The organism is Synechococcus sp. BS56D, assembly GCF_004332405.1.
Taxonomy (GTDB): Bacteria; Cyanobacteriota; Cyanobacteriia; order PCC-6307; family Cyanobiaceae; genus Synechococcus_C.
The window spans coordinates 54,273-78,964 of the sequence record NZ_PHQU01000003.1; the positions used below are offsets into that span (position 1 = coordinate 54,273).

Below are 24,692 nucleotides of genomic sequence, written 5' to 3' on the forward strand. Positions count from 1 at the left end.
ACACCCCAGCTAGCGTCTATAGGGATTCGTTCATTAACCATCCGTGCGCTTGAGGCCTCAGCTCAGTCTCCTGCTACCTGTCACGGGGGTTCTGCTTTCGTTGGCTGCTCTGTTGGGCGTGAGGGAGCCCGTGTCGATTGACAGGGTGATTGCAGAACGAAGCACCCCTGCCACAGCGAGTGATCAGCCTCGGGAGCCTTACGGGCAGCCAACTGATTTTTCTGCTGAAGAGCTGGCGTTTTTGCAGCGTCGCTTTGGCGTGCATGGCCCTCAGACCCCGCTCGCACAGTTGTTCACTCGCGGGGTGGACCAACTGGAGCCCCTACGTCTCAACACACTTCAGCGTCTCCAAGAGTTGAAGCCAGTCATCCTGCTCGAGGCGAATCGGCAGCATGTCAATCCCATGCTGATTGCAGGAATCCTGTATGACGAGATCCAGCATTCCAAGCCCGGAGAGGATCTTCCATTCGTAGCCCATTCAGGTTTGTTCTCCACCCTTGGCCCTGCACAGCTGGGTCTTTCCGAACTGATGCATCAGGGTCGCCTCCCACGCAACCCCACCGATGCTCAAATTGCCAAGGCCAGGGAAACGCTGCTTGATCCAGCCTCGAATGTGCAGTTACTCGTTGGAAAGATGGCACGACTTAAGGCTGAGCTTGGTTTTGACGAAGAGCGCATGTTGATGGCCAGCCGTTCTGCCATCGACGCCAAGGCCATTGCCACCCTGGCCTACCTTCACAACGGCAAGTTGGATTACCCCGCCCGCATTCTCCGCTACATGCAGGATCCAGCTCTGCACGGGCTGATCTACTCCACTCAACGTGCACCCGAGAGTGGGGTGATCTGATCAGGAGCTGCAGAGAAGCCCGAGTGCCGCAAGTCGCTTCTGCAATTCAGACCAATTAAAGCTGCGAGGATCTGATCGCTCCCCGCCAAGATCAACATGTTCATGGGTGGTGATTGCAGCAGGAGAAAACCCGTAGTTGTGGATCCATTCATCCAGTACCAGCGCGAGAGCGTCGTATTGGGCTGCTGTGTACCCGCTGTGCTTCGATCCGTCATTTTGACCATCTTCGGGTGTTTCAAGGCTCAGGTGTAGGGCGAAATTGTTCACCGAGCCCTTGAATTTTGGATTGGTTGCTGCCCATTCACCGAGAAATGCTGAATAACCAGCCCCGAAGGCCCGGTCGATTGGGCTCACCAGATCCACAATCTGTCCGTTAAGCCCAATCAACGTGTGATAGCTCACTTGGTCTTCGTCTCGTGGGTGATGGGTTTGGAAGGTATTAATGGCTGAATTCATTGAAAAGACCGTCTCATGCAGAATCACAACCCTGGGGCTTGGATCCAAGGGACGTTTCCATGGATCCCGCCGGTAGCGCTTCCCATAATTGCTTTTGTCGATGGCAATCGATTGGCGGAGTGAGGCAAGACGCGCCTTTTTGTTCTTCAGGCGTTTCTGAATGGCCTGATCGATGCCACTGCATTGCCGAGCCAAAGGCGATGTCCAGGCGAGGGCGCGGGGGGCTTCCGGAGGTGATTCCTTCGGCAGTGTCTCGGAAGCTCCTTCAGTCGTGCGCCCCACTTCATCCAATAACTCAAGGAGAGAGGGGCGTTCCTTAGCCCTGTCAGTGTCGGAGCGCCCTGCACTGAGTAGGAGAAAACTGACCGCACAGACCATCGATCCTGCAGCGACGAGTGCCAGCAGGCGACCGGAGGTGCGTGTGCCGGATTGAACCAGCTTGCGCAGTGGGCCTAAAGGATCCGAAACCATGCGTCTCGAAGAGCGCTCGCCTGCGGTGATGCCCCAGGATCACAGCTCAATTCCCAGTGGTCCAGTGATGGTGGGGCCTGTTGAAGGTGCGTCTCAGCCATGCGGCCCCGACGAGCAAAGTGCACGACAGCTTCATCTGGTCCTGCCCAAAGGATTTGCCAATCCTCAAGGCTGCGAATCCGATGCCCATGAAGGGCGATGAGCTCATCTCCTGGAATCAGACCCGCCCTGGATCCTGGACCTTGTTGCGCCACCCTCTCGATCAGAATTGCTCCCCGCTCCTCTCGAAGCACCAGACCGCTTTCAGCCCGATCTGCCAGCACTGGGTTTAGCTTCAGCCCCACTCTGGAGACGCAGTCTTCAATCGGGAGGGATCCACAGTGATCGAGCCAAACAGGGAGAGACTGGGCCAGCTCTGGATGATGTTGTTTGACCGCATTCAACAGATCACTACGGCCATAGCCTCGTCCATGGCGACCAAAGTGATCCCAGAGCTGTCTCAACAGCGAGGCCAGTGATGCTCCGCTTTCCCGCAACATGACGTCCAAACAGAACGCCATCGCAGTACCAAGGACGTAGTAACTGATCTGGCTGTCGGCACCGGCTGGAGTTCTTTTGTACAGGCGAACCCATGCTTCACGGGAACTGTCGGCAAGGCTCTGGATACCGACACCAGGACTAATCAGAACAGTGGAGAGATCACGACCTAGATCCTTGAGGTACTGCTCCTGATTGCTACAACCCGCTAACAAGGGCAGGCCGAGGTCGAAGTAACTAGTCACCCCCTCAGCAAACCAGAGGCAGTCTGAAACCACAGGCCCTCCGTAGTCATAAGGGATGTAGTCGCGGGGTCTTAACCGCCGCACATTCCATTGATGCAGATACTCATGTCCGATCAACTGGAGCAGCTTGAGGTATCCGTCTTCTCCTGCTAGTGACTTCCAGGAATAGTGGAGGACAGCGGCGTGATCATGTTCAAGCCCTCCGTAACCCTGATCCAACATCAACAGAACCAGTTGATAGCGATTAGCGCTTGGCGGTGACGTTTGCATGAGACGACAGGTCGCCTCACAAATGACGCTGATGTCGCGAAGAAAGTCCGGTGGCCAGCCCTGGGGTGGTGCTCCAAACAGAATCAGTTCGTGCTGACAACCCATGACCTCAAAGGGCTGGGATTCGAAACACCCCGCATGGACAGGACTATCAACAAGGGCATCAAAATCGTCGCTGTGGTAAACCCCTTGATCGTGGGGAAGAGGAACGGCTGCTTGCCAGCCCGCTGGCAAAATCAGCTCCAGATGATGGGGTGACCATCGAAAGCCATCCACCAACATCACAACGGCGGAAAGACAAAGGCTGGCGAACTGCGGCTCGAGACAGCAGGTTCTGACCGTGAGTTGTCGGGCTTCCAGTTGATATCGAACTTCAACGTCTTGATCTGGTTGTAAATCCGCTCTCCAGCAAGACGGTGACGTGCGACGGAGCGGCACAGATTTCCCCTGCTGTTTGCAGGAGAGTGAATGGAGGTGTTGAACCGGATCACGGACCGTGTAGGAGCCTGGTGTCCACACCGGCAGTTGCCATCGGGTCGTGGCCTGGGCTGGTCTCCAGGTCATGGTCACAGTGATCGTCTGACTTGAAGCTTCCGTTAGGTCCAGACGAACCCTGACGGCAGACAAATCGCTCGTCATCAAATCAACGGGAGACCGCGAAGTCCTGGGGTGCTTCCACGGTGTAGCCCTGGTCCTGCAACCCTGGAATGCTGGTCATGGCCTGATGCAGTGCATAACGGCGGATGATTTGACTCAGCAGTTGTTGATAGAAAGGGTGGGCAGCGTCATGGCCCAGGTCTGTCACCAAGTCGAGACACTGCTGTCCTGGAAGCTGACGCCAGCCAAAGCGGATTGAGCCTTTGCTTGCCAGGACCTCAACGGGAATATGGCCTGAGCCAAGGGTGAAAAGGATGGTCCGACGCGTGACCTTGTATCCCTGTTCTTGAAGCACAACCTGCAAGCGCTCAGGATCGTCCAGGGCGGTGGGCAGGATGGAGAGATGGGACATGAGCCGAATGCCCGCTTTTCAAAACCCTAGCCAGCAGAACACGAACGGGGAATCCTCTTGTGCGTTTCTGTCGCCGCCTGCCACCCACTGGCCACAATTTGATCCCCCCCTGCGGTTGGGGGTCATGGCGTCTGGCAGGGGAAGCAACCTGGAGGCTCTCGTGCATGCCTGTCGCGACGGTCGTGTGGATGGCAAGGTCGATCTCCTCGTGGTCAATAAGGCCGACTGTGGCGCTCGAACGCGAGCGGAACGCTTAGGGCTTCAATCCCTGGTTCTTGACCATCGTGAGTACCCCACCAGAGAGGAACTCGATCATGCCCTGGTGTCCTGTTTTCGTGATGCTGGGGTCGAAGCCATCGTGATGGCGGGTTGGATGCGGATTGTGACTGACGTGCTGATCAACGCCTTCCCAAGGCGATTGATCAATTTGCACCCGTCTCTTCTCCCCAGCTTTCGAGGGGTTGATGCGATTGGCCAGGCCCTCGAGGCCGGAGTGAAGATCACTGGCTGCAGCGCCCACTGGGTGGCACCAGAGGTCGATTCAGGACCCGTGATTGCCCAGGCAGCTGTGCCGATCTTCCCAACTGATGACAAGGATTCACTGGCGGAGAGAATCAGGCGCGAGGAGCACCGCTTGTTGCCCTGGGCCGTCGCTCTCGCTGCTCAGCAGTGGCGCGCTCAGGGATAGAAGGGAGCCAGAGGTAATCCTGTGGTTGGAGGGAAGCCAGCCATCAAGTTCAAACACTGGACGCCTTGGCCAGCCTGCCCCTTGATCAGATTGTCGATGGCGCCCATCAGAACAATCCGACCCGTTCGGTGATCCACCTGGACCGAGAGCAGAGCCCGGTTGGTGTGCTTGACCCACTTGGTGGCTGGATAAGTGCCGACGGGGAGCACCCTGACCAACGGGTGATGTCGATAAAAGGCCTCCAACACCGTGGTGCAGTCATCTGCGGTGAGACCTGGGTCGCGAAGACGCCCGTACACCGTGGCCAGCAGTCCACGAACCATTGGCACAAGGTGTGGCGTGAACTGAAGCTGAATTTCGCTACCGGCCGCTTGCGTCGCCAACTGTTCAATCTCTGAGGTGTGTCGATGACCGATCACCCCATAGGGAGAAATGGATTCGGAAGCTTCGGCTAGGAGGAGATGTTCCTTGGCCGCTCGTCCTCCACCGGATGTTCCTGTTTTGGCGTCGATGATCAAGCCTTCGGTTTCGATCAGTCCCTGCTTCAGAAACGGCAGTAACGGAAGCAGGCTTGCCGTGGGGAAACAGCCAGGAGCAGCCACAAGCCGGGCGTCAGCGATGGCAGGCCCATTCCATTCAGGGAGGCCATACACCGCTTCTTCGCAGAGCTGATGGTCCTGACGCTGGCGTTGGGATGCTTCGTGGACATAGACCTGCGACCACTGGTCCAGAGAGCGGTATCGGTAATCGGCAGAGAGATCAACGACCCTGACACCACGCTTTAAAAGGGCTGGCACCAGATCACTTGCCAACCCGTTGGGGAGACTCAGTAAGGCGAAGTCAGCACGGTCGGCGATGCGATCGGGATCGGGCGCTTCAATTTCAGGGTCATCCTGAAGGGGGAGGAAGGGGCAGACCTCACTCCAACGCTTTCCAGCGCTCCGTTCACCCCCCAGCAAGGAGACCTTCAGACCTGGGTGGCCTTCAAGCAATCGAAGAGTTTGTAGGCCGCCATACCCGGAGGCACCGATCACAGCAACCGTGGCTGACGTCATGCCAGGCCGTCCCGGAGGAATGTTGTCCATCAACCGCTCTCTCTTCGGCAGTCAGTCTTCGCCAGATCGTACCGGTGTCGATAATGAGTGGAGATTTATGTCACAGGCCCGCTGAGCACCTCACACGCAACTGAAGACCTGTCATCCATCCGATTTGACAGCATTCCCGATGCACTGGCGGCGATTCGCAACGGAGAGTGTGTTGTCGTCGTCGACGACGAGCGCCGGGAGAACGAAGGTGACTTGATCTGTGCGGCCCAGTTCGCCTCCCCCGATCAGATCAACTTCATGGCGACCCACGCCCGGGGTCTGATTTGTCTCTCCATGGAAGGCGAGCGCCTTGACGCTCTCGACCTGCCCCTAATGGTTGATCGCAATACCGATGCCAACCAGACCGCCTTCACAGTGAGTATTGATGCTGGTCCTGAGCATGGAGTCTCAACCGGCATCTCCGCAGAAGACCGCTCACGCACTATCCAGGTGGCCTTACGAGCGGATGCCCGCCCTGCCGATCTGCGCCGACCAGGGCACATCTTTCCCCTGCGTGCCCGTCAAGGAGGCGTGCTCAAACGAGCGGGCCATACCGAAGCAGCTGTGGACCTGGCCAAGCTCTCAGGCCTGAATCCGGCCGGTGTGATCTGCGAGATCCAGAACCCCGATGGCTCGATGGCGCGGCTTCCGGAATTGCGTGCCTACGCCACCCAGTGGAATCTGCGATTAATCAGTATCGCCGACCTCATCCGCTATCGACTGGACAACGAGCGTTTCGTGGTTCGGCAGGCCCATGCCGTCATGCCCAGCTTGTTTGGGTCTTTTCAGGCGATTGGGTATCAAAACCAACTCGATGGCAGTGAGCATGTGGCGATCATCAAGGGTGATCCCCAGCACCTCAAGGAACCAGTCCTCGTCAGGATGCATTCCGAGTGCCTGACCGGTGACGCCTTTGGCTCGCTCCGCTGCGATTGCCGTCCCCAACTAGAAGCTGCCTTGCGAAGCATCGAAGCCGAGGGCGAGGGCGTCGTGGTCTATCTGCGACAGGAAGGCCGCGGCATTGGCCTTATCAACAAACTCAAGGCCTACAGCCTGCAGGATGGTGGCCTCGACACCGTTGAAGCCAATGAGAAACTCGGCTTTCCTGCCGACTTACGCAACTATGGAGTTGGTGCGCAAATTCTCAGCGATCTAGGGATCCACAGACTTCGTCTGCTCACCAACAACCCCCGCAAAATTGCTGGACTCGGTGGTTATGGACTTGAGGTTGTTGACCGAGTGCCTCTGGTGATCAGCCCCGGTGATCACAATGCTGAGTATCTGGCGGTCAAGCGAGACAAGCTTGGCCACTGGATCAGTGATATCGCCACCGTGGTCAGCTGGGATGGGGATTCCGATGGGGCTTCGCTGATTGATGTGAAAGCCGATGCGGATGCCCTGGCCCAGCGCCTTGGCTTTGCGCTTCTGCCTGTGAGCGCTCCGAGGCTCCTGGCGCTCTGGGAGCGTCCGCAGTTGGCCTGGCGACTCGCCGAGCTCTCCGAGGGTGATCCCCCAGATCAATCGCAGCGTGCAGCCCGTCTCAAGGAGTTGCTTTCGGCCCTGGCCCTCTGGACACACACCCGACGCATCGGGCTCTACAGCACTGGACGGGCAGAGCAACTGGATCACCCGCCCCAACGGCTCGATCGCAGGGAAGGCTCTTTAATGGAGCTTCGCCAAGGCAAGGTGCTGGAGCAGCTCGAGCAGGGTGAACCCTTGCTGCTCCAGTGGACCTAATTCAGGCGATCTGTAATCAGGCCTGCTGAACCGTCACTTTTTCAATGCGGGATCCGTTGCGGAGGGCCAGAACGACCTCCAGATCACCTGTTTGACCGAAAACAGTGTGAACACCATCCAGATGGGGCTGAGCTTCATGAACGATGAAGAACTGACTTCCCCCGGTGTTGCGGCCGGCATGAGCCATCGACAGGGCACCAGCTACATGCTTGCGGCTGTTGATTTCACAGTTGATCGTGTAGCCGGGCCCCCCGGTACCGGGCATGCCCTTGGCCCCCTCCCGTGAATTAGGGCATCCGCCCTGAGCCATGAATCCATCGATCACGCGATGGAAGGCCAAACCGTCATAAAAGCCATCGTTGGCCAGCTTGACGAAATTGGCCACCGTGTTTGGGGCGTCCGCATCGAACAACTCCAGCCTGATCTGGCCGGCGTCCGTCTCCATCAGAACAGTCGTCAAGGGGCTGATCGCAAAGTTGAATCGTACGCAGGCGATGATGGGGACCGGCTTGGTCATCAACCAGACATGAGCGCTTCAGCACTCCCAGCTCCCTTTGAGAACGCCCGGGTGGGGGTGATCGGAGGCAGTGGTCTCTATGCCATCGATGGCCTCTCTGAGGTCAAGGAAGTTCAGGTCGATACACCGTTTGGTACCCCCTCCGATCAGTTTCGCCTGGGTCGGCTTAATGGCGTCGATGTGGTGTTTCTTGCGCGGCATGGTCGCCAGCACCACCTGTTGCCCAGTGAAGTGCCCTATCGCGCCAATGTTTGGGCGCTGCGCTCCTTGGGGGTGCGTTGGCTCGTTTCCGTCTCAGCTGTTGGTTCCCTAAGGGAGCACCTCCGCCCTCGCGACATGGTGGTGCCCTCTCAATTCATCGATCGCACGATGCAACGTCCCCAATCCTTCTTTGGCGATGGCTGCGTGGCCCATGTGAGTCTTGCTGAACCCTTCTGCCAGCGACTGAGTGAATGTCTGGCCAGGGCAGCGGAGGCACAGATGCCTGCGGGGCACCATTTGCATCGTGGTGGCACCTATCTCTGTATGGAGGGGCCTGCATTTTCAACCCGAGCTGAAAGTGAGCTCTACAGGAGCTGGGGATGTGATGTCATCGGGATGACCAACCACACGGAAGCTCGCCTTGCTCGCGAGGCCGAGATCGCCTATGCGTCACTGAGCATGGTCACCGATTTTGATTGCTGGCACAACGATCACGATGCCGTTTCTGTGGAAATGGTGGTGGGCAACCTTCGTGCCAACGCCATGGCGACAGGACCCATCCTTCAACAGCTGATGGAGTCGCTGCGCGAGTCCTTCCCCGAATCAGTTGCCCATACGGCACTCAAGGATGCGTTGATGACTGCACCGCAGGCTGTCCCTCAAGAAACGCGTCGGAAACTGGATCTGTTGACGGCTCCTTACTGGGGCTCCCTCGGTGAAAGTTAACCCAGGGAGCCACGTATTAAAGGCTGACCCCGCATCGATCGAGCGCTGCACGAAGTTGATGGTGATGAGCCTCCAAGCAGTTGCCTGCCTCCTCTGTCGATAGACCGGAGGCCGCCATCAGCAGCGCCAGCTTCACGGAGCCACCACTCTGCTGCAGAAGTTCTTCTGCTTCAGTTCTTGTAACGCCAGCAAGATCTCGGAGCATCCTGAGGGCACGGTCCACCAACTTGCTGTTGGTGGCGGCTACATCCACCATCCTGTTCCCGTAGACCTTTCCCAACTTCACCATCACACCGGTCGACAGGATGTTGAGGGCCATCTTCGTGGCCGTACCCGCTTTCAATCGGGTGGAGCCCGTCAACAATTCCGGCCCAGTCAGCAGACGGATGTCGATGGCACAGGGCATCGGGGCTTGAACGCTGGGGACGCACGCGATTGCGATGGTGAGCGCTCCAAGCGATTGTGCCCAGTCGAGTGCACCCAGCACATAGGGGGTGGTTCCGCCTGCGGCAATGCCGACGAGACAGTCAGCGGCCTTGAAATCCCTTGATTGAAGGTCGTCAATCCCTGCCTGCCGGAGATCCTCCAGCCCTTCAGAGCTGCGCAACAGTGCAGGTGATCCACCAGCCAGAACTCCTTGAACCAGTTCCGGGGGACTGCAGAAGGTTGGAGGACACTCCGCGGCATCCAAGACCCCAAGCCTGCCCGAGGTTCCCGCTCCGATATAGAAGAGCCGCCCCCCCTCTTGCAGCCGCAAGGCGATTTGATCAACAGCGTCTGTGAGTGACTGGCTTGCCGCAGCAACGGCTTCCTGAGGGCGTCGATCCTCATTCACAAACAGCTCAACAAGCTCAGCAGTGCTGAGTCGATCGAGATCAGTGCTTCTTGGATTCGCCTGTTCCGTCATGAGATGACCGCGATCCTCTGAAGGGGTGATGGAGTCTCGACGGGACGTGGATTCAGTCATGACAGCTCATAACAAGTTCTCGAGGCGACGACGAAACTCCTCGAGTTCGTCCGTCTGTTCGACCGGTTGGCTGCTTTGGCCTCCTGGTTCATCCTCCCAACCGCTGACATCCCTGTTTGCCGAGGGTGGGGCAAGCAAAAGCCGTTCTTCGTCTGTCGTGGGCACAAACCCACTTTCAACGAGACGGGCCTCATAACCAGCCTGACGGCAGAAGATCTCGATTTCTTCGCGATCGATCGCCTCAATGTTCGGCACAGGAAAGTCTTGGGCCTCAAGAAGCCCGGCGTAGCGCTCGGCATCATCGCGATTCTCAAACATGAGCACCACGGTTGACCCGGCGAGCTCAAGCGAATGAATCCCCTCACTGTCTCCCCCGGCGTCGTAGAGGAGCACGTGCACAAGCATGGTCTGAAGTCGAGCTTCGGCAGTCTCTCACTGCCATGGGGCCAACAGTCAGTCCTCGGGGTCTAGAGCCAGTTCCTGCAGCCGCCGATAAAGCGCTCTCTCCGCCTCGCTGAGGCTGGAGGGAATCACGACAACGATCTCCACAAGTTGATCGCCGCGCCGTTCATTCAGACTGAGTCCACGCCCCCGCAATCGCAGCAATCGCCCACTGGACGAGCCTGGGGGAACTTGCAGGGTCACCGGACCACTGAGGGTGGGAATGTCAACGGCGCAGCCAAGGGCTGCATCGGCGGGCAGTAGTTCCAGACGGTAGAGAACCCGCAGACCATCCACCCGCAAACCTTCCTCTGTCTGCACACGAAGTTGCAGGAAATGATCGGCACCGCCGCCAGCCACCCCTGCCAGCCGCAGTCGCCAGCCATCACCCGCTAAGGGTGGGGTCTGCACCTCGACAACGGTTCCATCTGAGAGTTCGAGCTCAACAGCTGTTCCTTGCAATGCCTGATCGGGCGTGAGGTCGACCGTGGTTTCGAGATCTTCAGTCGCCTGAACAGGAGGCGGAGGTGGGGGCTCAGCAGTTGCTGGCCATGACCCTCGAGCGTGTTCACTGGCGTCATCCTGCGCATCCCTTGGCCTTCGCTCCCTGGCCGGTTCTGGGACTCCAAGCACCACAGCCAGGTAGTCCTGAAAATCTGGGAACCCTTCTGCGAAAGGGTCATCTGAGAGCGTTGAAGGTTGCTGACCTGATTCCCAGGACCTGCGTTTCGAGGGGTCACTGAGAACCGCGTAGGCCTCGTTGACCAGCTTGAAACGTTCCTCGGCTTTGGGGTCATTGCCGTTGAGATCGGGATGCCAACGCCGTGCTTCACGGCGGAAGGCACGCTTGAGCGAATCGCCATCGCTGCCAGGGGGCAGTCCCAGCAACGACCAGTAGTCGGTGTCAGCGGTACGGGTCATCGTCCCAGGGATCCAAACCTTGACGACCTGATCCGTAGCGATCGCCGGGACGCCTGCGTGGAGAAGCCCACGGGTCATCATCCCAATCGTCATCAGCGAATAATTCGTCCTTCAGGGAACCAAGGGTGTTGCGAATTCCTTGAAGCGGACTGGCGTCCTGGCGCCGTTCAGCTGCAAGCCTTCGGTTCAGTCCGAACAGCGCCTCCTGAAGTGCGCTCACACTGAGTTCAAGCTGCTGCAGATCCTCCTGCTCGAGGGTGTCCTGTACATCGCGCATGGCCATCTCAACAGCACGCTGTTGGCGTTCTGCTCCGTAGGGGCCAAGCTCCAGTGCTGCATCGCGCAGACGTCGTTCAGCCTGCGCCACCAGGGTCATGGCCCGGTTACGGCGTTCGATCGCCGCGCGGCGTCGACGGTCCTCATCAGCGCGCTCTTCGGCTTCGGCGAGCAGAGCCTTCAGCTCATCCTCATTCAAGGCAGAACCACCCTGAATCGTGACCGATTGCTTACGCCCCGTTGTGCGATCGGTGGCACTCACCTGGAGAATGCCATTGGCATCGATGTCAAAAGCAACCTGAATCTGAGGGACGCCACGTGGTGCCGGTGGGATTCCAGACAGTCGGAACCTCCCTAGTGATTTGTTATCGGCAGCCATCTGCCGCTCCCCTTGCCACACGTGGATTTCAACCGAGGATTGATTGGCTTCTGATGTGCTGAAGACATCGGACTGGCGAACCGGGATTGGGGTATTCCGTGGGATCAACACCTTCATCAAGCCACCCACCGTCTCAAGTCCAAGAGACAGAGGTGTGACGTCATTCAGCAGAAGGTCACGTAACTCACCGGTGAGGATGCCGGCCTGAACAGCCGCACCGATGGCCACAACCTCGTCGGGATTAACCGATTGGCAAGGGTCATGAGGGATCAGGGTTCTGACCAGCTGCTGCACCATCGGCATGCGGGTACTCCCCCCCACAAGAACGACGTCATCAATATCCTCCGCAGACCATCCTGAATCCCTCAGAGCACCTTGTACCGGTGTCAACAGGCGATCCAAAAGATCCGGGCAAAGGCCTTCAAAGGTTGCGCGCTCGAGATTGGTTTCGATGTGAAGAGGACCATCTGCACCCGTGGCGATAAAGGGAAGAGAGATCGGGGTTGTGGTGACTCCGGAGAGCTCCTGCTTGGCTTTTTCCGCAGCTTCAGTCAATCGCTGAAGGGCTTGACGGTCCCTGCGCAGATCGATGCCATGAGCGCTCTGGAACTCCTCTGCAAGCCAGTCGACGATGCGTTGATCAAAGTCGTTTCCTCCCAGCTGCGTGTCGCCGTTGGTGGCCTTCACATCAAAGACACCATTCGCCACACGCAGCAGTGAGACATCAAATGTGCCTCCACCGAGGTCAAAGACCAGGACCCGCCTGACAGCGCTGCGATCGAACCCGTAAGCCAAGGCCGCTGCAGTCGGCTCATTGAGAATGCGCTCGACCTGCAAGCCTGCAAGGCGTCCTGCATCGCGGGTGGCTTGCCGCTGGGCATCGTTGAAATAGGCCGGAACAGTGATCACCGCTGCTTCGATCGCCTCACCCAGGTAGGTCGAGGCGTCATCCACGAGCTTGCGCAGGATGTTGGCCACCAACTCCTCAGGGGCGTACTCGCGTTCCGTCAGCGGACAGGCAATGCGCACGTTCCCCTGCTCATTCGCCCGAACCGTGTAAGGGACCGTCAGGCTGGAATCATCGAGCTCATCCCAGGCGCGACCGACAAATCGCTTCAGGTTTGAAAACGTGTTGCGGGGATTCAGGACCAACTGACGGCGGGCCGACTGGCCAACAAGAAGCTCTGCATCCTTCGTAAACCCCACGACCGAAGGGGTGGTCCTGGTGCCCTCGGCGTTAGCAATCACCTGAGGGCGGCCGGCCTCGAGCACGGCCACGACGGAATTGGTGGTCCCTAGGTCAATCCCGACGATCCGGCCCATATCCACCTGTTGGTCGAGCCCACGCTACCGACTGCAACCCCCCTGCCCAAGCAGGGATGGACGGGATGTTGCCCGCCCTTTAAAGCGACCTTAGTGATCAAGCCCCCTCTGCACCGTTACGTTTCAGTTGTCTGTTGCAGCAGAGAATGACCTCTGACCCAAGGGAGCAATACCTCCTGAGGCGTCGTCCAGCTTCTGAGAAGCTTGTTGACGTCAGTTTCAAGAACCTGGCCATCGCCCTTGCCTCGATGGTGGCCATCGTTCTGTTCGCCATCCTCATCGTGGTCTTCTGGGGGTCCCTCGAGTCGATGGGCCGCTACGGCTGGAAGTTCCTGGTCACTTCGGACTGGAACCCAGTGGATGATCAGTACGGTGCCTTCACCGCCATCTACGGAACGATCGTTACATCGCTGCTATCCCTGGCGATTGCGGTTCCCCTTGGCGTCGGTACGGCCATCTTCATCACCGAAAACATCATTCCGCTGAGGATCCGCGAGGTCATCGGCGTCATGGTGGAGTTGCTGGCAGCCATCCCTTCCGTGGTGCTGGGTCTCTGGGCGATCTTCGTGTTGGAGCCTTTTCTTCGCCCTTTCCTCACCTGGTTGAACACCGCGTTTGGCTGGATTCCGATTTTCAGCTCTCCTCCGATGGGCCCCGGTATGGCCCCAGCCATTCTCATTCTTGTGGTGATGATTCTTCCAATCATCACGGCCATCGCCAGAGATTCTCTCAATCAGGTGCCTACAAAGCTTCGACAGGCGGCCTACGGAGTTGGCACAACACGATGGGGCGCCATATTCAACGTGATGCTGCCCGCAGCCGTGTCTGGAATTGTTGGCGGAGTGATGTTGGCCTTAGGTCGCGCCATGGGAGAAACCATGGCCGTCACCATGATCATCGGCAATTCCAATAACTTCAGCTGGTCGCTGCTTGCACCTGGAAACACCATTGCTGCCATGCTTGCCAACCAATTCGGCGAAGCCGATGGCAGCCAGGTGTCTTCCTTGATGTATGCCGCCTTCGTTTTGATCATTCTGACCCTTGCGGTCAACATCTTCGCCCAGTGGTTGGTGAAGCGTCTCAGCCTTAAGTACTGATTCCCACCATGACCCTATCCACTCCTACTCGTGCAGTCCCCGACCTGAGCTATCGGCCTGGACTTCGCCGCAATATCCAAAGTCGCTTCCTCACGCTTCTCGCGGGGCTTTTTGCTGGTATAGCCGTCCTGCCTCTTGTGCTGGTGCTCGGCTATGTGTTGATCAAAGGCGGCGGAAAATTGAGTTTCGCACTATTTACAGAGCTCCCGCCTCCTCCTGGCCTTGAAGGCGGTGGTATCGCCAACGCAATCATCGGAACGATCATCGTGTCGATCATCGCTGGGCTGATCGCCATCCCTGTCGGCGTGGGTGGTGGCATCTTCCTTGCCGAATATTCCAAAGGTGGTTCCTTTGCTCAGTTCATTCGATTCGGTACCAACGTCTTATCCGGAGTTCCCTCAATCATTGCCGGTGTTTTCATTTATGGGGTGATCGTCTCTACCAGGATTCTGTTTGGCAATTCCTACAGCGCTCTCGCTGGTGGCCTTGCTCTCTCAATCCTGATGCTGCCAACAGTCATTAAAACCACCGACGAAGGTCTGAAACTTGTTTCAGATGATCTTCGACGGGGAGCACTAGGAGTCGGCGCCTCCAAATTCGTCACGGTGGTGCGGATCACTCTTCCGACGGCTTTCACTCCAATCGCAACGGGAGTGGTTCTATCCATCGCCCGTGCAGCCGGTGAAACAGCACCTCTGATTTTCACGGCGCTGTTCTCGCCGTTTTGGCCTGAAGGGATTTTCAATCCGATTGCAAGCTTGTCAGTTCTGATCTACAACTTTGCGATCATGCCCTACGAAGCTCAAAACGAGTTGGCCTGGGCAGCATCATTCGTGCTCGTTGTGTTCATCCTTGCGATGAATCTGTTGGCACGCTGGCTTGGGCGCTTCGCTTCAAAGTGAGCGTTTAGAAAGCCTGTTCCTTTTCAATTCTGACACCTCTTTAACTTTTGAGTCATGACACTCTCCACTCCTACCAACAGTCAACAGGTGTCAGATGATACCTGTATTTCTCTTCAAAACGTAACGATCAGCTACGGGAGCTATGAAGCTGTCCGCAATGTCTATTGCGAGATACCCCGCGGCAAAGTAACTGCGTTTATTGGCCCTTCAGGCTGTGGCAAGTCAACCGTTCTGCGAGCCTTGAATCGCATGAACGATCTCATTGAGGGTTGTTCTCTCAAAGGCCGCGTCGTCTTTGATGGAGCTGACCTCTATGAACCCTCCGTGGATCCCGTTGAGGTCCGACGACGGATCGGCATGGTGTTCCAGCAACCAAATCCTTTCCCGAAGAGTATTTACGAAAACATCGCTTTCGGTGCTCGCATCAACGGCTACACCGGCGACATGGACGAACTTGTTGAGCGTTCCCTTCGTCAAGCAGCTGTCTGGGACGAATGCAAAGACAAATTAAATGAAAGTGGTTACTCCCTTTCTGGTGGTCAGCAACAAAGGCTGTGCATTGCCCGCACCATTGCCATTCAGCCTGAAGTCATCTTGATGGATGAACCCTGCTCGGCACTCGATCCCATCTCTACCTTGAAGATCGAAGAGACGATGCACGAGCTCAAGAAAAGTTTCACCATCGTGATTGTCACGCACAACATGCAGCAGGCCGTACGAGTCAGCGACATGACGGCCTTCTACAACGCTGAAGCGCAGGAAGGCGGTTCAGGGAAAGTGGGCTATTTGGTGGAATTCAACGAAACCGAGAAAATCTTCAACGCACCTACCCAGCAGGCCACTCAGGACTATGTGTCGGGCCGGTTCGGCTGAACCACCGGATGGATCGGTTGTCATTCAGCCTGGACCCCGGGTTCCCCGGGGTTTTTTTGTACAAAAAAACCGGCCCTCGGGCCGGTTTTTGAAGCGGAGAGGGAGGGATTCGAACCCTCGATAGAGTTGCCCCTATACAGCATTTCCAGTGCTGCGCCTTCGACCACTCGGCCACCTCTCCAGCGGCTAGGTGGGGCAAGTGAGAATGTAGCAGGGCGTTCAGTCGACACCGGCGATGCAACGGAAACACAGGATCACAATCCACTGGCGACAAGAGCAGCGCACAATCAGTCATGACGTGCCTGAGGGGGAGTACATCCTCCAGAGCTTCGAGGCCCAGGGGGATCCACTGCCGTTCTCCTGCCGCAATGGTTGTTGCACGTCCTGCGCAGTCCGTGTCATCAGCGGTTCACTGGATCAACGGGAGGCCATGGGACTGTCTCGTGAGCTTCGTAGTAGCGGCTACGGATTACTTTGCGTGGCCAGGGCCACAGCCGATCTGGAAGCAGAGACCCAGGATGAAGATGAGGTCTATGAACTGCAGTTCGGAAGGCACTTTGGCCAAGGACGCGTACGACCAGGACTGCCCCTCGACGAGGATTGATGATGGACACCACCAACCCTGCAGCCGTATTGGACGAGGCTGGGCTCAACCGTGAAGCGATAGAGGAGCTCCACCGTCTTGCTCGCCGGGCAGCCGACGCTGGTGGGACCGTTCTTCAGTCGCACTACGGAAACCTTTCCGATATTCGTTGCAAGGGGAGAGTCGGTGACCTAGTCACCGCCGCGGATCTCGAAGCAGAAGAGGTGGTGATCAGACTTCTGAGGTCTGAAACCCCACAGGTAGGAATTCTCGCTGAGGAATCAGGAAGCCGTGGACCACAAGAGGGGCTGCAATGGGTCATTGACCCCTTGGATGGCACCACCAATTTCGCGCACGGCTATCCACTGTTTGCGACCTCAGTGGGCCTTTGCTGGAAGGGAACGCCCCTGCTCGGCGCCATCTCTATTCCCTACCTCCACCAGACCTACCACTGTTGTCCAGGGCTGGGAGCTTTCTGCAATGACAAGCCGATTGCTGTGAGCCGTTGCGAGAGTCTTGAGGATTCCCTGCTCGTTACAGGCTTCGCCTACGACCGCCACAACCGCCTAGACAACAACTACGCAGAGTTTTGTTGGCTAACCCATCGAACACGAGGGGTCAGGCGAGGTGGCGCCGCAGCAGTCGACCTGGCGTTCGTCGCTGCAGGTCTTCTCGATGGGTACTGGGAGCGAGGACTCGCTCCCTGGGATCTTGCTGCGGGAGTGGCCTTGGTACGCCTAGCCGGTGGTCTGGTCAGCGGTTATCGGAGCGAACCATTTGACTTGCACTCCGGGAACGTGATTGCGACTGGCCAGTCCATCCACACTCTGCTCACCGATGAACTGAGCAAGGTCAGGCCGTTGGATGGGGCAGGTTATGGAGCTCCTGAAATCGGGTCCATGGGATCCTGATAGGGATGTCACTGCCCTTTGGATGGCCCTTCAACCTGCCACGGGTGCTCGCGATCTGAATCCACAGCAGGTGGAGCACAACCACTGGCTCCGTGAACGGCTCGCCAGCGTTTATCGACTGTGGGGCTACGAGGAGGTTTCCCCCCCTCGCGTGGAACGCATTGACACCCTCAAGGCTGGAGGGGGAATCGCCAGCCAAGAGATCGTCCGCTTGGTCGCCGATGAGCCCTTGGGCTTGCGACCTGAAATGACCGCGTCTATTGCAAGGGCAGCAAGCACTCGCTTGTCTCAACGGACGCGTCCGCTCCGCCTCTGGGCCTCAGGCACTGTGTTTGAGAGTCGGCAGGCTGATGAGGGGCGCCAGTGCATTGAGGAAAAGCTGCATAGCGGCGTGGAATTGTTTGGTGCACAATCTCCCCATGGGGAACTCGAGCTCCTTTCACTCTTGATGGCCGCTACGGAGAGCCTTGGTTTGAAACCAAGGCATCAGGCCCGGCTCTTAGTTGGCCATGCCGCCCTAATGGATCTGATTCTGTCCCCGTTTAAAGGCGAAGAACGGGACCAGGTGAAAAAAGCTTTGACGGGACTGGATCGCCTTGAACTGGAACGGTTAGATCTCGAACCACAGGCTCATGAGCGTCTGTTAAGACAGCTCGATCTCAGGGGAGAACCATTCATGGTCCTGGAGGAGGAGCGTCGATGCTTTGGTCCTCAACCTGTGCTCAACGATCTGGAAAGGATGTTTAAACACCTGTCTCCTCTTGCGCAGAGGGGAGGGATTGATCTTCAGTTGGATCCCAGCTTCCAACCGCATTACGGGCTCTACGACGGCTTGGTCTTCCAGTTGGTCTGCCAGGGGCACTCCGCACCCGTCGTGATTGCAAGGGGTGGTCGTTACGACACCCTTGTGGCGCGCTTTGATTCCGAAAGGAAGAAAGCCAGTGGACTCGGCTTTAGCTTCTGTCTCGATGATGTCCGTGATCTACCCGGTGCTGCTCAAGCTGCTCGTCAATCATGGACACAGGTTCTGATCGCTTATTCAGACACGACAAGTCTCGAGGACGCTCTAGAAGTTCAGAGAGGCTTGCATCGGGAGGGGATAACCGCTGAGGTCATGCTGGGGCCTCTAGTGAGCCGTGAGGCTGCTGAACAGGTCTGCCAGGAGCGTTGCTGCAGCGAACTCAGGTGGCTGACTCACTAGAATTCCCACTGCTCGTTAAAACGCATGGCTCATACGATCGTCACTGATGTCTGCGAGGGCATTGCGGATTGCGTTGATGCCTGCCCTGTCGCCTGTATACAACCCGGCAAGGGGCGCAACCGTAAAGGCACAGAGTTTTACTGGATTGATTTTGACACCTGCATTGATTGCGGGATCTGCCTTCAGGTGTGTCCAGTTGAGGGTGCGATTCTTGCCGAGGAACGAGCCGACCTCCAGAAGCGACCCTAGGACGTACGGAAACCTCGCCAACCACTGGCTTGAACCGCGTGACTCGCAAGTAATACCATAAGCAAGTTCGCTATTAAATGTGATGCTGGAACAAGGCCAAATCCAGATCCACACTGAAAATATATTTCCAATCATCAAAAAGGCTGTCTATTCCGGCCATGAAGTATTTCTCAGAGAACTCGTAAGCAATGCTGCCGATGCCATCAACAAGCGGAGGATGGCTTCGATGGCGGGTGATTGCAGCGAGGGCCCAGACGGACTGATAAAGCTGACAATCAACCGTGAGAAGAAAGCAATTACTTTTAGCGATAATGGCATTGGCATGACTTCTGATGAAGTCAAGCGTTATATCAATCAGGTAGCCTTTTCAAGCGCCGAAGATTTTCTTGAAAAATACAAACAAGAACAAGATGCGATTATTGGACACTTTGGCTTGGGCTTCTATTCCAGCTTCATGGTTGCACGTGAAGTAGAACTGGTCACCAAATCAGCACGACCTGATAGCCAAGCGGTTCGCTGGACCTGTGACGGTTCGCCCAGTTTCACGTTGTCAGAGGCGGAACGAAGCGAACCTGGAACCGACGTCATCCTCCACTTGCTTGAGGACGAGCTTGAGTATCTAGAACCAACAAGACTTCGCACACTCATCCAGCAGTATTGCGATTTCATGCCAGTCGCAGTAGAACTGGAAGGAGAATCAATTAACAAGCAAAAGGCTCCATGGCGTCAGAGTCCTAGAGAACTTAATGACGAAGATTACATCGAGTTATACCGTTACCTTTACCCTTTCCAGGGAGACCCTTTGCTTTGGGTTCACCTCAACACCGATTACCCATACTCACTCCAAGGCATTCTCTATTTCCCCAAAATCAGTGGACGAGCCGACTGGGAGAATGGAGAGATTAAGCTCTATTGCAACCAAGTATTTGTCAGCGATTCGATCAAGGAAATTGTCCCTCGATATCTACTACCACTAAGGGGTGTCATTGATTCCCCCGATATCCCATTAAATGTAAGTCGGAGTGCTCTTCAAACAGATCGGAGAGTTCGGTCCATTGGCAATTTCGTCGCCAAGAAAATTGCTGACCGACTGAAGGCACTGATGAAGGATGATCCCAGTAAGTATGCGCAGGCATGGGATTCACTCGCACCCTTCATTAAAATCGGAGCTATGGAGGATGAAAAATTTGCGGAACAGGTTGAATCGATTGTCATCTTTGGTACAAGCCATCATCAAACCTCAGAGGGCAATGCCCCCGTCATGCAATCGGACTCCGGTCGAGAGCTCACGACACTGGAGGCTTATTGCTCTCGACAAAAAGAAGGAAGCGAATCAAAACGTATCCTTTATTGCAGTGATGAAATTGCCCAATCAGCTGCCCTTAATCTCTGGACAGAGCAAGGGGCTGAGGTGCTGTATGCGGATAGCATCATCGACAGCCAATTCATCCCATGGCTTGAGGCAAGGCATCAAGAGTTGAAGTTCCAGCGGGTGGACTCAGAACTCGATGAGTCGCTCCGTGACGAATCAAAGGAACTTGCCGATCAAGATGGAGAAACACAAAGTGAGTCATTGAGAGCGTTAATGAAGGAGGCGCTGTCCAATGACAAAGTCACCATTCAAGTGCAGGGTCTCAGGGGTGGTCTGGATGCACCTGCCGCCCTGATTTTGCTCCCTGAGCAAATGCGCAGGCTGAACGACATCGGGGCGCTCATGGACCAACGCCTTCCAGGGTTACCAGAGCACCACGTGCTTGTGGTCAATCGCAATCACCCCTTGGTGAAAGGCCTGCAAAGGCTGGAGGCGGGGGCTGTGCTGACCTCGTCGAGCGCGGAATCTCCAAGCAAGGTCCTTGCAAGGGATCTGGCCACATACCTCTACGACATGGCGAAGCTCAGCGTCGGAGGCCTCGATCCTCAGGACCTCCACGGTCTTCAGCGACGAAGCACGAAACTGTTGGCAGCACTGATGGAGAGGGGGGGCTGAGCCCCTGCTTTGCTAAAATTTTGGTTTGGTCCTAACGGACCGCAGATCAATAGAGGATTCGACCATGTCTCGGGTGTGCCAACTCACCGGAACACGCGCCAACAACGGCATGGCGGTGAGCCACTCTCACATCCGCACCAAGAAACTGCAGCAGGCCAATCTGCAGCAGCGTCGGCTTTGGTGGGCGGAAGGCAAGCGCTGGGTCAACCTGCGTATCACGACACGCGCTCTTAAAACGATTCAGAAGAAAGGTCTTGGCGCTTATGCCAAGTCACTTGGTATTGATCTCAGCAAGATCTGATTGCTCCTAGGGTCAAGCAGTCAGGTCCAGACCCAATGAACTTCAACCGTCGTCAGCTCCTCCGACTATTAGTTGTCGGTGGAGCTTTTTTTTGCCGTGGAAGGTCTGCTCAAGCCCTTGGTGGAACAATGCCTGCCATTGGCAGCGTTGCGCCAATGTTTGACCTGGAAGGAACCGACCGTACCAATCCTGATCAAAAACGTTGGTCTCTAAATGACTTTCAGGGACGCTGGCTCGTTCTCTACTTTTATCCAAGAGATTTCACATCAGGATGCACTATTGAGGCGCATGGCTTTCAAAGTCTCGTCAACGAATTTGACCAAGCGGGGGCCAGCATCGTTGCCATCAGTGCGGATAATTTGGAAGAGCATGAATCCTTCTGTACCAGTGAAGGTCTTGACTTTCCCTTGCTGTCAGATCCAGACGGAGCTGTGAGCCGACGCTATGGGTCATGGATGCCGCCATACTCGATGCGCCATACATTCCTCATTGACCCAGAAGGAGTGCTCTCAGAGAGCTGGACAGGTGTTCGCCCCGTCGGACACGCACGTGAGGTGCTCAGAACACTTCAGGCCGCATGCCAAGAAAATCGACGAGTTTGACAAGCAGAGCAAATTAGGGAAAGGTAGAAGTAGGCCTACATAGGCTGTCCTCTCAAGGGCAGCCTCGGAGATGGATTTTCATGGCGAGCAAAAAGGGCACAAGTTCATTCATCCTTCTGTATCACCGAACTCCCTTCGATGCGGTTGTTGATTCAGAAGGAAGAATTCAATGGGCTGACCAAAAAAGTCCTAATGGCATAATACCAACACTGAGAAATTTATTCTTGAGCAATCTAGATGGAACATGGATTGCTTGGAGAGAAGTAAATGATGAGACTGATGATTCGGTCGAACGAACACTGATGTCAAATCCAGCACCATTTGTGCTCAAGAGAATCCCTCTAAATAGCAAACAAATCAATAGCTTTTATCACGTTACCTCAAAGGAGTCTTTTTGGCCAATCCTTCATACGTTTCCCACTTACTTCGATGTCAATAATGCAGACTGGGGAATTTTTGAAACTGTGAATCAACGATTTGCCAATGCGGCCTGCGAAGAGGCGGCTGAGGGTGCAATTGTCTGGGTCCATGACTACAACCTTTGGCTCGCTCCTGGAATGATTCGAGAGCAGCGTCCAGATCTAAAAATTGCATTTTTTCATCACACTCCTTTTCCAAGCAATGACGTGTTCTCTATCCTGCCCTGGCGCGACCAAATTCTCAAAAGCCTTTTATGCTGCGATGTTGTCGGGTTTCATATACCGAGATATACAGAAAATTTTGCACGTGCAGCAAGCTGCCTCATTGGTGCCAAGAAAGGGCCAAAAGTACCTGTAGGTGCAAGATTCCTTGAATCAGGAACGGCCTTGAGCGAACCATCTGAAACGCAGGTGCTGGAATATAACGGTCGAACAATTAGATTATTATCTTCACCTGTAGGAACATCGCCAGATTTAATTCAGGAGCTTGTTCATGAAGAAGAGATCAAAAAATTATCTCAACAGATTGAAGAAGATACACGGAAGGGTAGAAAACTGATTTTGTCAGCAAGCCGAGTTGACTACACAAAAGGGAATGAAGAACTATTGCTATCATTCGAACGATTGCTTGAGCGTCGGCCAGAACTTCATGGACGGGTCGTTTTGATGTTGGCGTGTGTTTCAGCAGCAAGCGGCATGAAAATCTATGAAGACACGCAGAGATCAATTGAAGAGATGGCAGGGAGGATCAATGGACGCTTTAGCTTGATCGATTGGGTGCCAGTAAGATTCTCTACAAGAAGAATACCTTATAGAGAGATGATTGCTTGGTTTACTCGGTCAGACATTTGCTGGATCACTCCATTACGAGATGGCCTTAATCTCGTGGCAAAAGAATATGCAGCTGCAAGAAAAGGACAAGATGGCGTTCTTGTCCTGTCAGAGTTTACTGGGGCATCTGTAGTACTCGATGGCGCTGTGCTAACCAATCCTTACTCACATCGAAAAATGGATGAAGCCATTGATCTAGCCCTTTCCATGTCACCAGAAGAGCAGATCTTGAGGATGGAAAAAATGACGTCTGCGGTGGAAAGTTTTACGGTTTCAGACTGGGCTGAGGAACAGCTCGGAGCCATGAGCTAGGTGAATCAATGAAGTTCATGCAACTTCGCCGCACCACCACGACGCTGCTGATTGTCTTGCTCGTCGTAATGACATGGTTGGGTCTAAAGACTGCTCTTGCGAGCCAGACAGTGGATGTAAAGGTACTAATGCCGGCTCCATTCGCTGATGCGACGAAACCCCTGGTGGATCAGTTTAACCAAGAACATCATGGTCATATTCGTCTCTCCGTGGTCAAAGGACCGCTTGAGACAGAGGCAATCTCCGACCTTGCTATCAGCAGTTTGTTGCTTGGAAATCCACCATTCGATGCTTTATTAATGGATGTGACATGGGTCCCCAAATATGCCAAGGCTGGATGGTTGCAGCCATTGGACCAGTGGTTTGAAAAAGCGGAGTTTGAGCAGCTGGCCAAAGGAGTTCAACCAGGGAATGAATTCGAAGGCCAAATCGTCCGCTGGCCATTTGTCGCAAGTATGGGGCTTCTCTACTGGAGAACAGACCTTATGGATTCACCACCACGGACCCCAGATGAGTTAGTCAATATCAGTAAGCAATTACAAGCAGACCAAAAGGTACCGTGGGGGTACGTGTGGCAAGGACGTCAATATGAGGGATTGAGCTGTGTGTATCTGGAAGTGATTCATGGCTTTGGAGGGATTTGGTATGACCCATCCACAGGCACTATTGGACTGGATCAAAAACCAGGTCTGGCTGCTGCCAATTGGTTAACTAACCTGATCAAAGACGGCATTAGCCCACAAGCTGTCGCAAATTTTGCTGAGGCAGAATCGTTGCAGAGTTTCAAAATGGGGGAATCAGCATTCATGAGGAACTGGCCGTACGCATGGGCTGAACTACAGAAGGAAGATAGTTCCGTGAAGGGGAAGGTGGCAGTGACGACGATGGTCGCAACTAGTGAAGAAAATTCTGCAGCCACTCTAGGAAGCTGGGGATTATCGATTTTGAATGGCACAAAGCATGCGGATGAAACAGCAACAGCCATTCGCTTTCTAACATCACAGTCAGCACAGCGGACCTTAGCCATGTCTCATGGATATACCCCCACATCCACCGAACTGTTCAATGATCCTGAGTTATTGACTATTAATCCAATACTCCCTGAATTATCAATTGCACTGAATCATGCAATTGCACGTCCAGAGACTCCCCTCTACGCACAGATAAGCGATGCTTTACAACGCAATCTGAACAGCTCCTTAACCGGTGAATCCCCCTCAAACCAAAGTATGCAGGAGACAGAAATATCTACCGAATATATTATTAAATCAGCAGGAGGGCGCAGTTGATTTATCTTTTATTGCCAGCATTTATCCTCCTACTCCTAG

The 24,692-nt window shown here is 55.4% G+C and carries 25 protein-coding genes and 1 tRNA gene; 16 read left to right on the top strand and 10 right to left on the bottom strand.

The genetic code is table 11. The annotated features are described in order from the left end of the window. Positions 1-148: 148 nt before the first annotated feature. Complete coding sequence (locus CWE17_RS05050) at positions 149-847, top strand: helicase DnaB (protein WP_240789286.1); 699 nt, start codon at positions 149-151, stop codon at positions 845-847. On the opposite strand, the gene CWE17_RS05055 is transcribed toward CWE17_RS05050, so the two are convergent. Genes CWE17_RS05055 through CWE17_RS05065 form a run of 3 tightly spaced genes read right to left on the bottom strand, consistent with a single transcriptional unit; the run spans position 848 to position 3,835 of the window. Then, a complete protein-coding gene (locus CWE17_RS05055) occupies positions 848-1,774 on the bottom strand; it encodes an N-acetylmuramoyl-L-alanine amidase (protein ID WP_131455294.1) in 927 nt (308 codons plus the stop codon). After that, positions 1,756-3,465: a M61 family metallopeptidase gene (locus CWE17_RS05060; RefSeq protein ID WP_131455295.1), complete on the bottom strand. Its 1,710-nt coding sequence runs from the start codon at positions 3,463-3,465 to the stop codon at positions 1,756-1,758. The genes CWE17_RS05055 and CWE17_RS05060 overlap by 19 nt, the downstream gene beginning before the upstream one ends. Before the next feature lie 4 nt (positions 3,466-3,469). Beyond that, the gene (locus tag CWE17_RS05065) at positions 3,470-3,835 is read right to left on the bottom strand and encodes a DUF1257 domain-containing protein (RefSeq protein ID WP_131455296.1); all 366 of its coding nucleotides are present in this window, start codon (positions 3,833-3,835) and stop codon (positions 3,470-3,472) included. A 124-nt stretch (positions 3,836-3,959) separates the two neighbouring features. Between CWE17_RS05065 and purN the strand changes: the two genes are divergently transcribed. After that, positions 3,960-4,523, top strand: coding sequence for a phosphoribosylglycinamide formyltransferase (purN, locus tag CWE17_RS05070; RefSeq protein ID WP_370318275.1), 564 nt, complete (start codon positions 3,960-3,962; stop codon positions 4,521-4,523). On the opposite strand, the gene argC is transcribed toward purN, so the two are convergent. Continuing rightward, a complete protein-coding gene (argC, locus tag CWE17_RS05075) occupies positions 4,514-5,578 on the bottom strand; it encodes an N-acetyl-gamma-glutamyl-phosphate reductase (protein WP_131455569.1) in 1,065 nt (354 codons plus the stop codon). The genes purN and argC overlap by 10 nt on opposite strands. A gap of 87 nt (positions 5,579-5,665) precedes the next feature. Here argC and ribBA point away from each other — a divergent pair, with 87 nt between their 5' ends. Further along, positions 5,666-7,345, top strand: a complete 1,680-nt coding sequence (gene ribBA / locus CWE17_RS05080; protein WP_131455298.1) for a bifunctional 3,4-dihydroxy-2-butanone-4-phosphate synthase/GTP cyclohydrolase II — start codon at positions 5,666-5,668, stop codon at positions 7,343-7,345. 16 nt (positions 7,346-7,361) lie between these two features. Here the strand turns inward: ribBA and CWE17_RS05085 are convergent, their stop codons facing one another. Then, the gene (locus CWE17_RS05085; RefSeq protein WP_131455570.1) at positions 7,362-7,790 is read right to left on the bottom strand and encodes a peptidylprolyl isomerase; all 429 of its coding nucleotides are present in this window, start codon (positions 7,788-7,790) and stop codon (positions 7,362-7,364) included. 81 nt (positions 7,791-7,871) lie between these two features. On the opposite strand from CWE17_RS05085, the gene mtnP reads away from it, so the two are divergent. Then, positions 7,872-8,789, top strand: a complete 918-nt coding sequence (gene mtnP / locus CWE17_RS05090) for an S-methyl-5'-thioadenosine phosphorylase (RefSeq protein WP_131455299.1) — start codon at positions 7,872-7,874, stop codon at positions 8,787-8,789. Positions 8,790-8,805: 16 nt separating this feature from the next. On the opposite strand, the gene murQ is transcribed toward mtnP, so the two are convergent. The 4 genes from murQ to dnaK are packed head-to-tail and all read right to left on the bottom strand — an operon-like array spanning position 8,806 to position 13,096. Then, the gene (gene murQ / locus CWE17_RS05095) at positions 8,806-9,756 is read right to left on the bottom strand and encodes an N-acetylmuramic acid 6-phosphate etherase (RefSeq protein ID WP_240789253.1); all 951 of its coding nucleotides are present in this window, start codon (positions 9,754-9,756) and stop codon (positions 8,806-8,808) included. A gap of 6 nt (positions 9,757-9,762) precedes the next feature. After that, positions 9,763-10,161 (bottom strand): DUF3110 domain-containing protein, encoded by a 399-nt coding sequence (locus tag CWE17_RS05100; RefSeq protein ID WP_131455300.1) that lies wholly within the window; start codon positions 10,159-10,161, stop codon positions 9,763-9,765. 48 nt (positions 10,162-10,209) lie between these two features. Beyond that, positions 10,210-11,118 carry a DnaJ C-terminal domain-containing protein gene (locus CWE17_RS05105; protein ID WP_131455301.1) on the bottom strand — a complete coding sequence of 303 codons (909 nt, stop codon included), beginning with the start codon at positions 11,116-11,118 and terminating at the stop codon, positions 10,210-10,212. Then, positions 11,102-13,096, bottom strand: coding sequence for a molecular chaperone DnaK (gene dnaK / locus CWE17_RS05110; protein WP_131455302.1), 1,995 nt, complete (start codon positions 13,094-13,096; stop codon positions 11,102-11,104). The genes CWE17_RS05105 and dnaK overlap by 17 nt, the downstream gene beginning before the upstream one ends. Positions 13,097-13,242: 146 nt before the next feature. On the opposite strand from dnaK, the gene pstC reads away from it, so the two are divergent. From pstC to pstB, 3 genes are read left to right on the top strand one after another with little or no spacing between them, the layout of a single operon-like run. Next, complete coding sequence (gene pstC, locus CWE17_RS05115; protein ID WP_131455303.1) at positions 13,243-14,193, top strand: phosphate ABC transporter permease subunit PstC; 951 nt, start codon at positions 13,243-13,245, stop codon at positions 14,191-14,193. A gap of 8 nt (positions 14,194-14,201) precedes the next feature. Continuing rightward, entirely contained in the window at positions 14,202-15,095 is an 894-nt protein-coding gene (gene pstA, locus CWE17_RS05120; protein WP_131455304.1) for a phosphate ABC transporter permease PstA, read from the top strand. Between the two features lie 54 nt (positions 15,096-15,149). Next, positions 15,150-15,968, top strand: coding sequence for a phosphate ABC transporter ATP-binding protein PstB (pstB, locus tag CWE17_RS05125; protein WP_131455305.1), 819 nt, complete (start codon positions 15,150-15,152; stop codon positions 15,966-15,968). 94 nt (positions 15,969-16,062) lie between these two features. Here pstB and CWE17_RS05130 read toward each other — a convergent pair. Next, positions 16,063-16,149 (bottom strand) — tRNA-Ser (locus tag CWE17_RS05130). A 54-nt stretch (positions 16,150-16,203) separates the two neighbouring features. Between CWE17_RS05130 and CWE17_RS05135 the strand changes: the two genes are divergently transcribed. From CWE17_RS05135 to CWE17_RS05175, 9 genes are all read left to right on the top strand, one after another. Next, positions 16,204-16,572, top strand: a complete 369-nt coding sequence (locus CWE17_RS05135; RefSeq protein ID WP_131455306.1) for a 2Fe-2S iron-sulfur cluster-binding protein — start codon at positions 16,204-16,206, stop codon at positions 16,570-16,572. Between the two features lie 2 nt (positions 16,573-16,574). Further along, positions 16,575-17,462 carry an inositol monophosphatase family protein gene (locus CWE17_RS05140; protein ID WP_131455307.1) on the top strand — a complete coding sequence of 296 codons (888 nt, stop codon included), beginning with the start codon at positions 16,575-16,577 and terminating at the stop codon, positions 17,460-17,462. Between the two features lie 22 nt (positions 17,463-17,484). Further along, on the top strand, positions 17,485-18,663 hold the full coding sequence (locus CWE17_RS05145; RefSeq protein WP_131455308.1) for an ATP phosphoribosyltransferase regulatory subunit: 1,179 nt from the start codon (positions 17,485-17,487) through the stop codon (positions 18,661-18,663). 24 nt (positions 18,664-18,687) lie between these two features. Further along, the gene (locus CWE17_RS05150; RefSeq protein ID WP_131455309.1) at positions 18,688-18,912 is read left to right on the top strand and encodes a ferredoxin family protein; all 225 of its coding nucleotides are present in this window, start codon (positions 18,688-18,690) and stop codon (positions 18,910-18,912) included. A gap of 82 nt (positions 18,913-18,994) precedes the next feature. Next, positions 18,995-20,899: a molecular chaperone HtpG gene (gene htpG, locus CWE17_RS05155; RefSeq protein ID WP_131455310.1), complete on the top strand. Its 1,905-nt coding sequence runs from the start codon at positions 18,995-18,997 to the stop codon at positions 20,897-20,899. Positions 20,900-20,963: 64 nt separating this feature from the next. Then, the gene (gene rpmB, locus CWE17_RS05160; RefSeq protein ID WP_131455311.1) at positions 20,964-21,200 is read left to right on the top strand and encodes a 50S ribosomal protein L28; all 237 of its coding nucleotides are present in this window, start codon (positions 20,964-20,966) and stop codon (positions 21,198-21,200) included. 35 nt (positions 21,201-21,235) lie between these two features. Next, positions 21,236-21,802 (top strand): peroxiredoxin, encoded by a 567-nt coding sequence (locus CWE17_RS05165; protein WP_131455312.1) that lies wholly within the window; start codon positions 21,236-21,238, stop codon positions 21,800-21,802. An 80-nt stretch (positions 21,803-21,882) separates the two neighbouring features. Further along, the gene (ggpS, locus tag CWE17_RS05170) at positions 21,883-23,364 is read left to right on the top strand and encodes a glucosylglycerol-phosphate synthase (RefSeq protein WP_131455313.1); all 1,482 of its coding nucleotides are present in this window, start codon (positions 21,883-21,885) and stop codon (positions 23,362-23,364) included. Positions 23,365-23,381: 17 nt separating this feature from the next. Then, on the top strand, positions 23,382-24,653 hold the full coding sequence (locus CWE17_RS05175) for an ABC transporter substrate-binding protein (protein ID WP_131455572.1): 1,272 nt from the start codon (positions 23,382-23,384) through the stop codon (positions 24,651-24,653). The last annotated feature ends 39 nt before the right edge of the window (positions 24,654-24,692 follow it).

Coding starts and splice junctions, on each gene's coding strand:
- CWE17_RS05100 (WP_131455300.1), bottom strand. CDS start 10,161: ATGCTTGTGCACGTGCTCCTCTACGACGCCGGGGGAGACAGTGAGGGG.
- pstC (WP_131455303.1), top strand. CDS start 13,243: ATGACCTCTGACCCAAGGGAGCAATACCTCCTGAGGCGTCGTCCAGCT.
- CWE17_RS05140 (WP_131455307.1), top strand. CDS start 16,575: ATGGACACCACCAACCCTGCAGCCGTATTGGACGAGGCTGGGCTCAAC.
- CWE17_RS05105 (WP_131455301.1), bottom strand. CDS start 11,118: ATGACCCGTACCGCTGACACCGACTACTGGTCGTTGCTGGGACTGCCC.
- purN (WP_370318275.1), top strand. CDS start 3,960: ATGGCGTCTGGCAGGGGAAGCAACCTGGAGGCTCTCGTGCATGCCTGT.
- ggpS (WP_131455313.1), top strand. CDS start 21,883: ATGGCGAGCAAAAAGGGCACAAGTTCATTCATCCTTCTGTATCACCGA.
- CWE17_RS05065 (WP_131455296.1), bottom strand. CDS start 3,835: ATGTCCCATCTCTCCATCCTGCCCACCGCCCTGGACGATCCTGAGCGC.
- CWE17_RS05135 (WP_131455306.1), top strand. CDS start 16,204: ATGCAACGGAAACACAGGATCACAATCCACTGGCGACAAGAGCAGCGC.
- pstB (WP_131455305.1), top strand. CDS start 15,150: ATGACACTCTCCACTCCTACCAACAGTCAACAGGTGTCAGATGATACC.
- CWE17_RS05165 (WP_131455312.1), top strand. CDS start 21,236: ATGAACTTCAACCGTCGTCAGCTCCTCCGACTATTAGTTGTCGGTGGA.
- murQ (WP_240789253.1), bottom strand. CDS start 9,756: ATGACTGAATCCACGTCCCGTCGAGACTCCATCACCCCTTCAGAGGAT.
- CWE17_RS05085 (WP_131455570.1), bottom strand. CDS start 7,790: ATGGAGACGGACGCCGGCCAGATCAGGCTGGAGTTGTTCGATGCGGAC.
- pstA (WP_131455304.1), top strand. CDS start 14,202: ATGACCCTATCCACTCCTACTCGTGCAGTCCCCGACCTGAGCTATCGG.
- CWE17_RS05150 (WP_131455309.1), top strand. CDS start 18,688: ATGGCTCATACGATCGTCACTGATGTCTGCGAGGGCATTGCGGATTGC.
- rpmB (WP_131455311.1), top strand. CDS start 20,964: ATGTCTCGGGTGTGCCAACTCACCGGAACACGCGCCAACAACGGCATG.
- dnaK (WP_131455302.1), bottom strand. CDS start 13,096: ATGGGCCGGATCGTCGGGATTGACCTAGGGACCACCAATTCCGTCGTG.
- CWE17_RS05175 (WP_131455572.1), top strand. CDS start 23,382: ATGCAACTTCGCCGCACCACCACGACGCTGCTGATTGTCTTGCTCGTC.
- htpG (WP_131455310.1), top strand. CDS start 18,995: ATGCTGGAACAAGGCCAAATCCAGATCCACACTGAAAATATATTTCCA.
- CWE17_RS05145 (WP_131455308.1), top strand. CDS start 17,485: ATGGCCCTTCAACCTGCCACGGGTGCTCGCGATCTGAATCCACAGCAG.
- CWE17_RS05055 (WP_131455294.1), bottom strand. CDS start 1,774: ATGGTTTCGGATCCTTTAGGCCCACTGCGCAAGCTGGTTCAATCCGGC.
- CWE17_RS05060 (WP_131455295.1), bottom strand. CDS start 3,465: ATGACGAGCGATTTGTCTGCCGTCAGGGTTCGTCTGGACCTAACGGAA.
- argC (WP_131455569.1), bottom strand. CDS start 5,578: ATGACGTCAGCCACGGTTGCTGTGATCGGTGCCTCCGGGTATGGCGGC.
- mtnP (WP_131455299.1), top strand. CDS start 7,872: ATGAGCGCTTCAGCACTCCCAGCTCCCTTTGAGAACGCCCGGGTGGGG.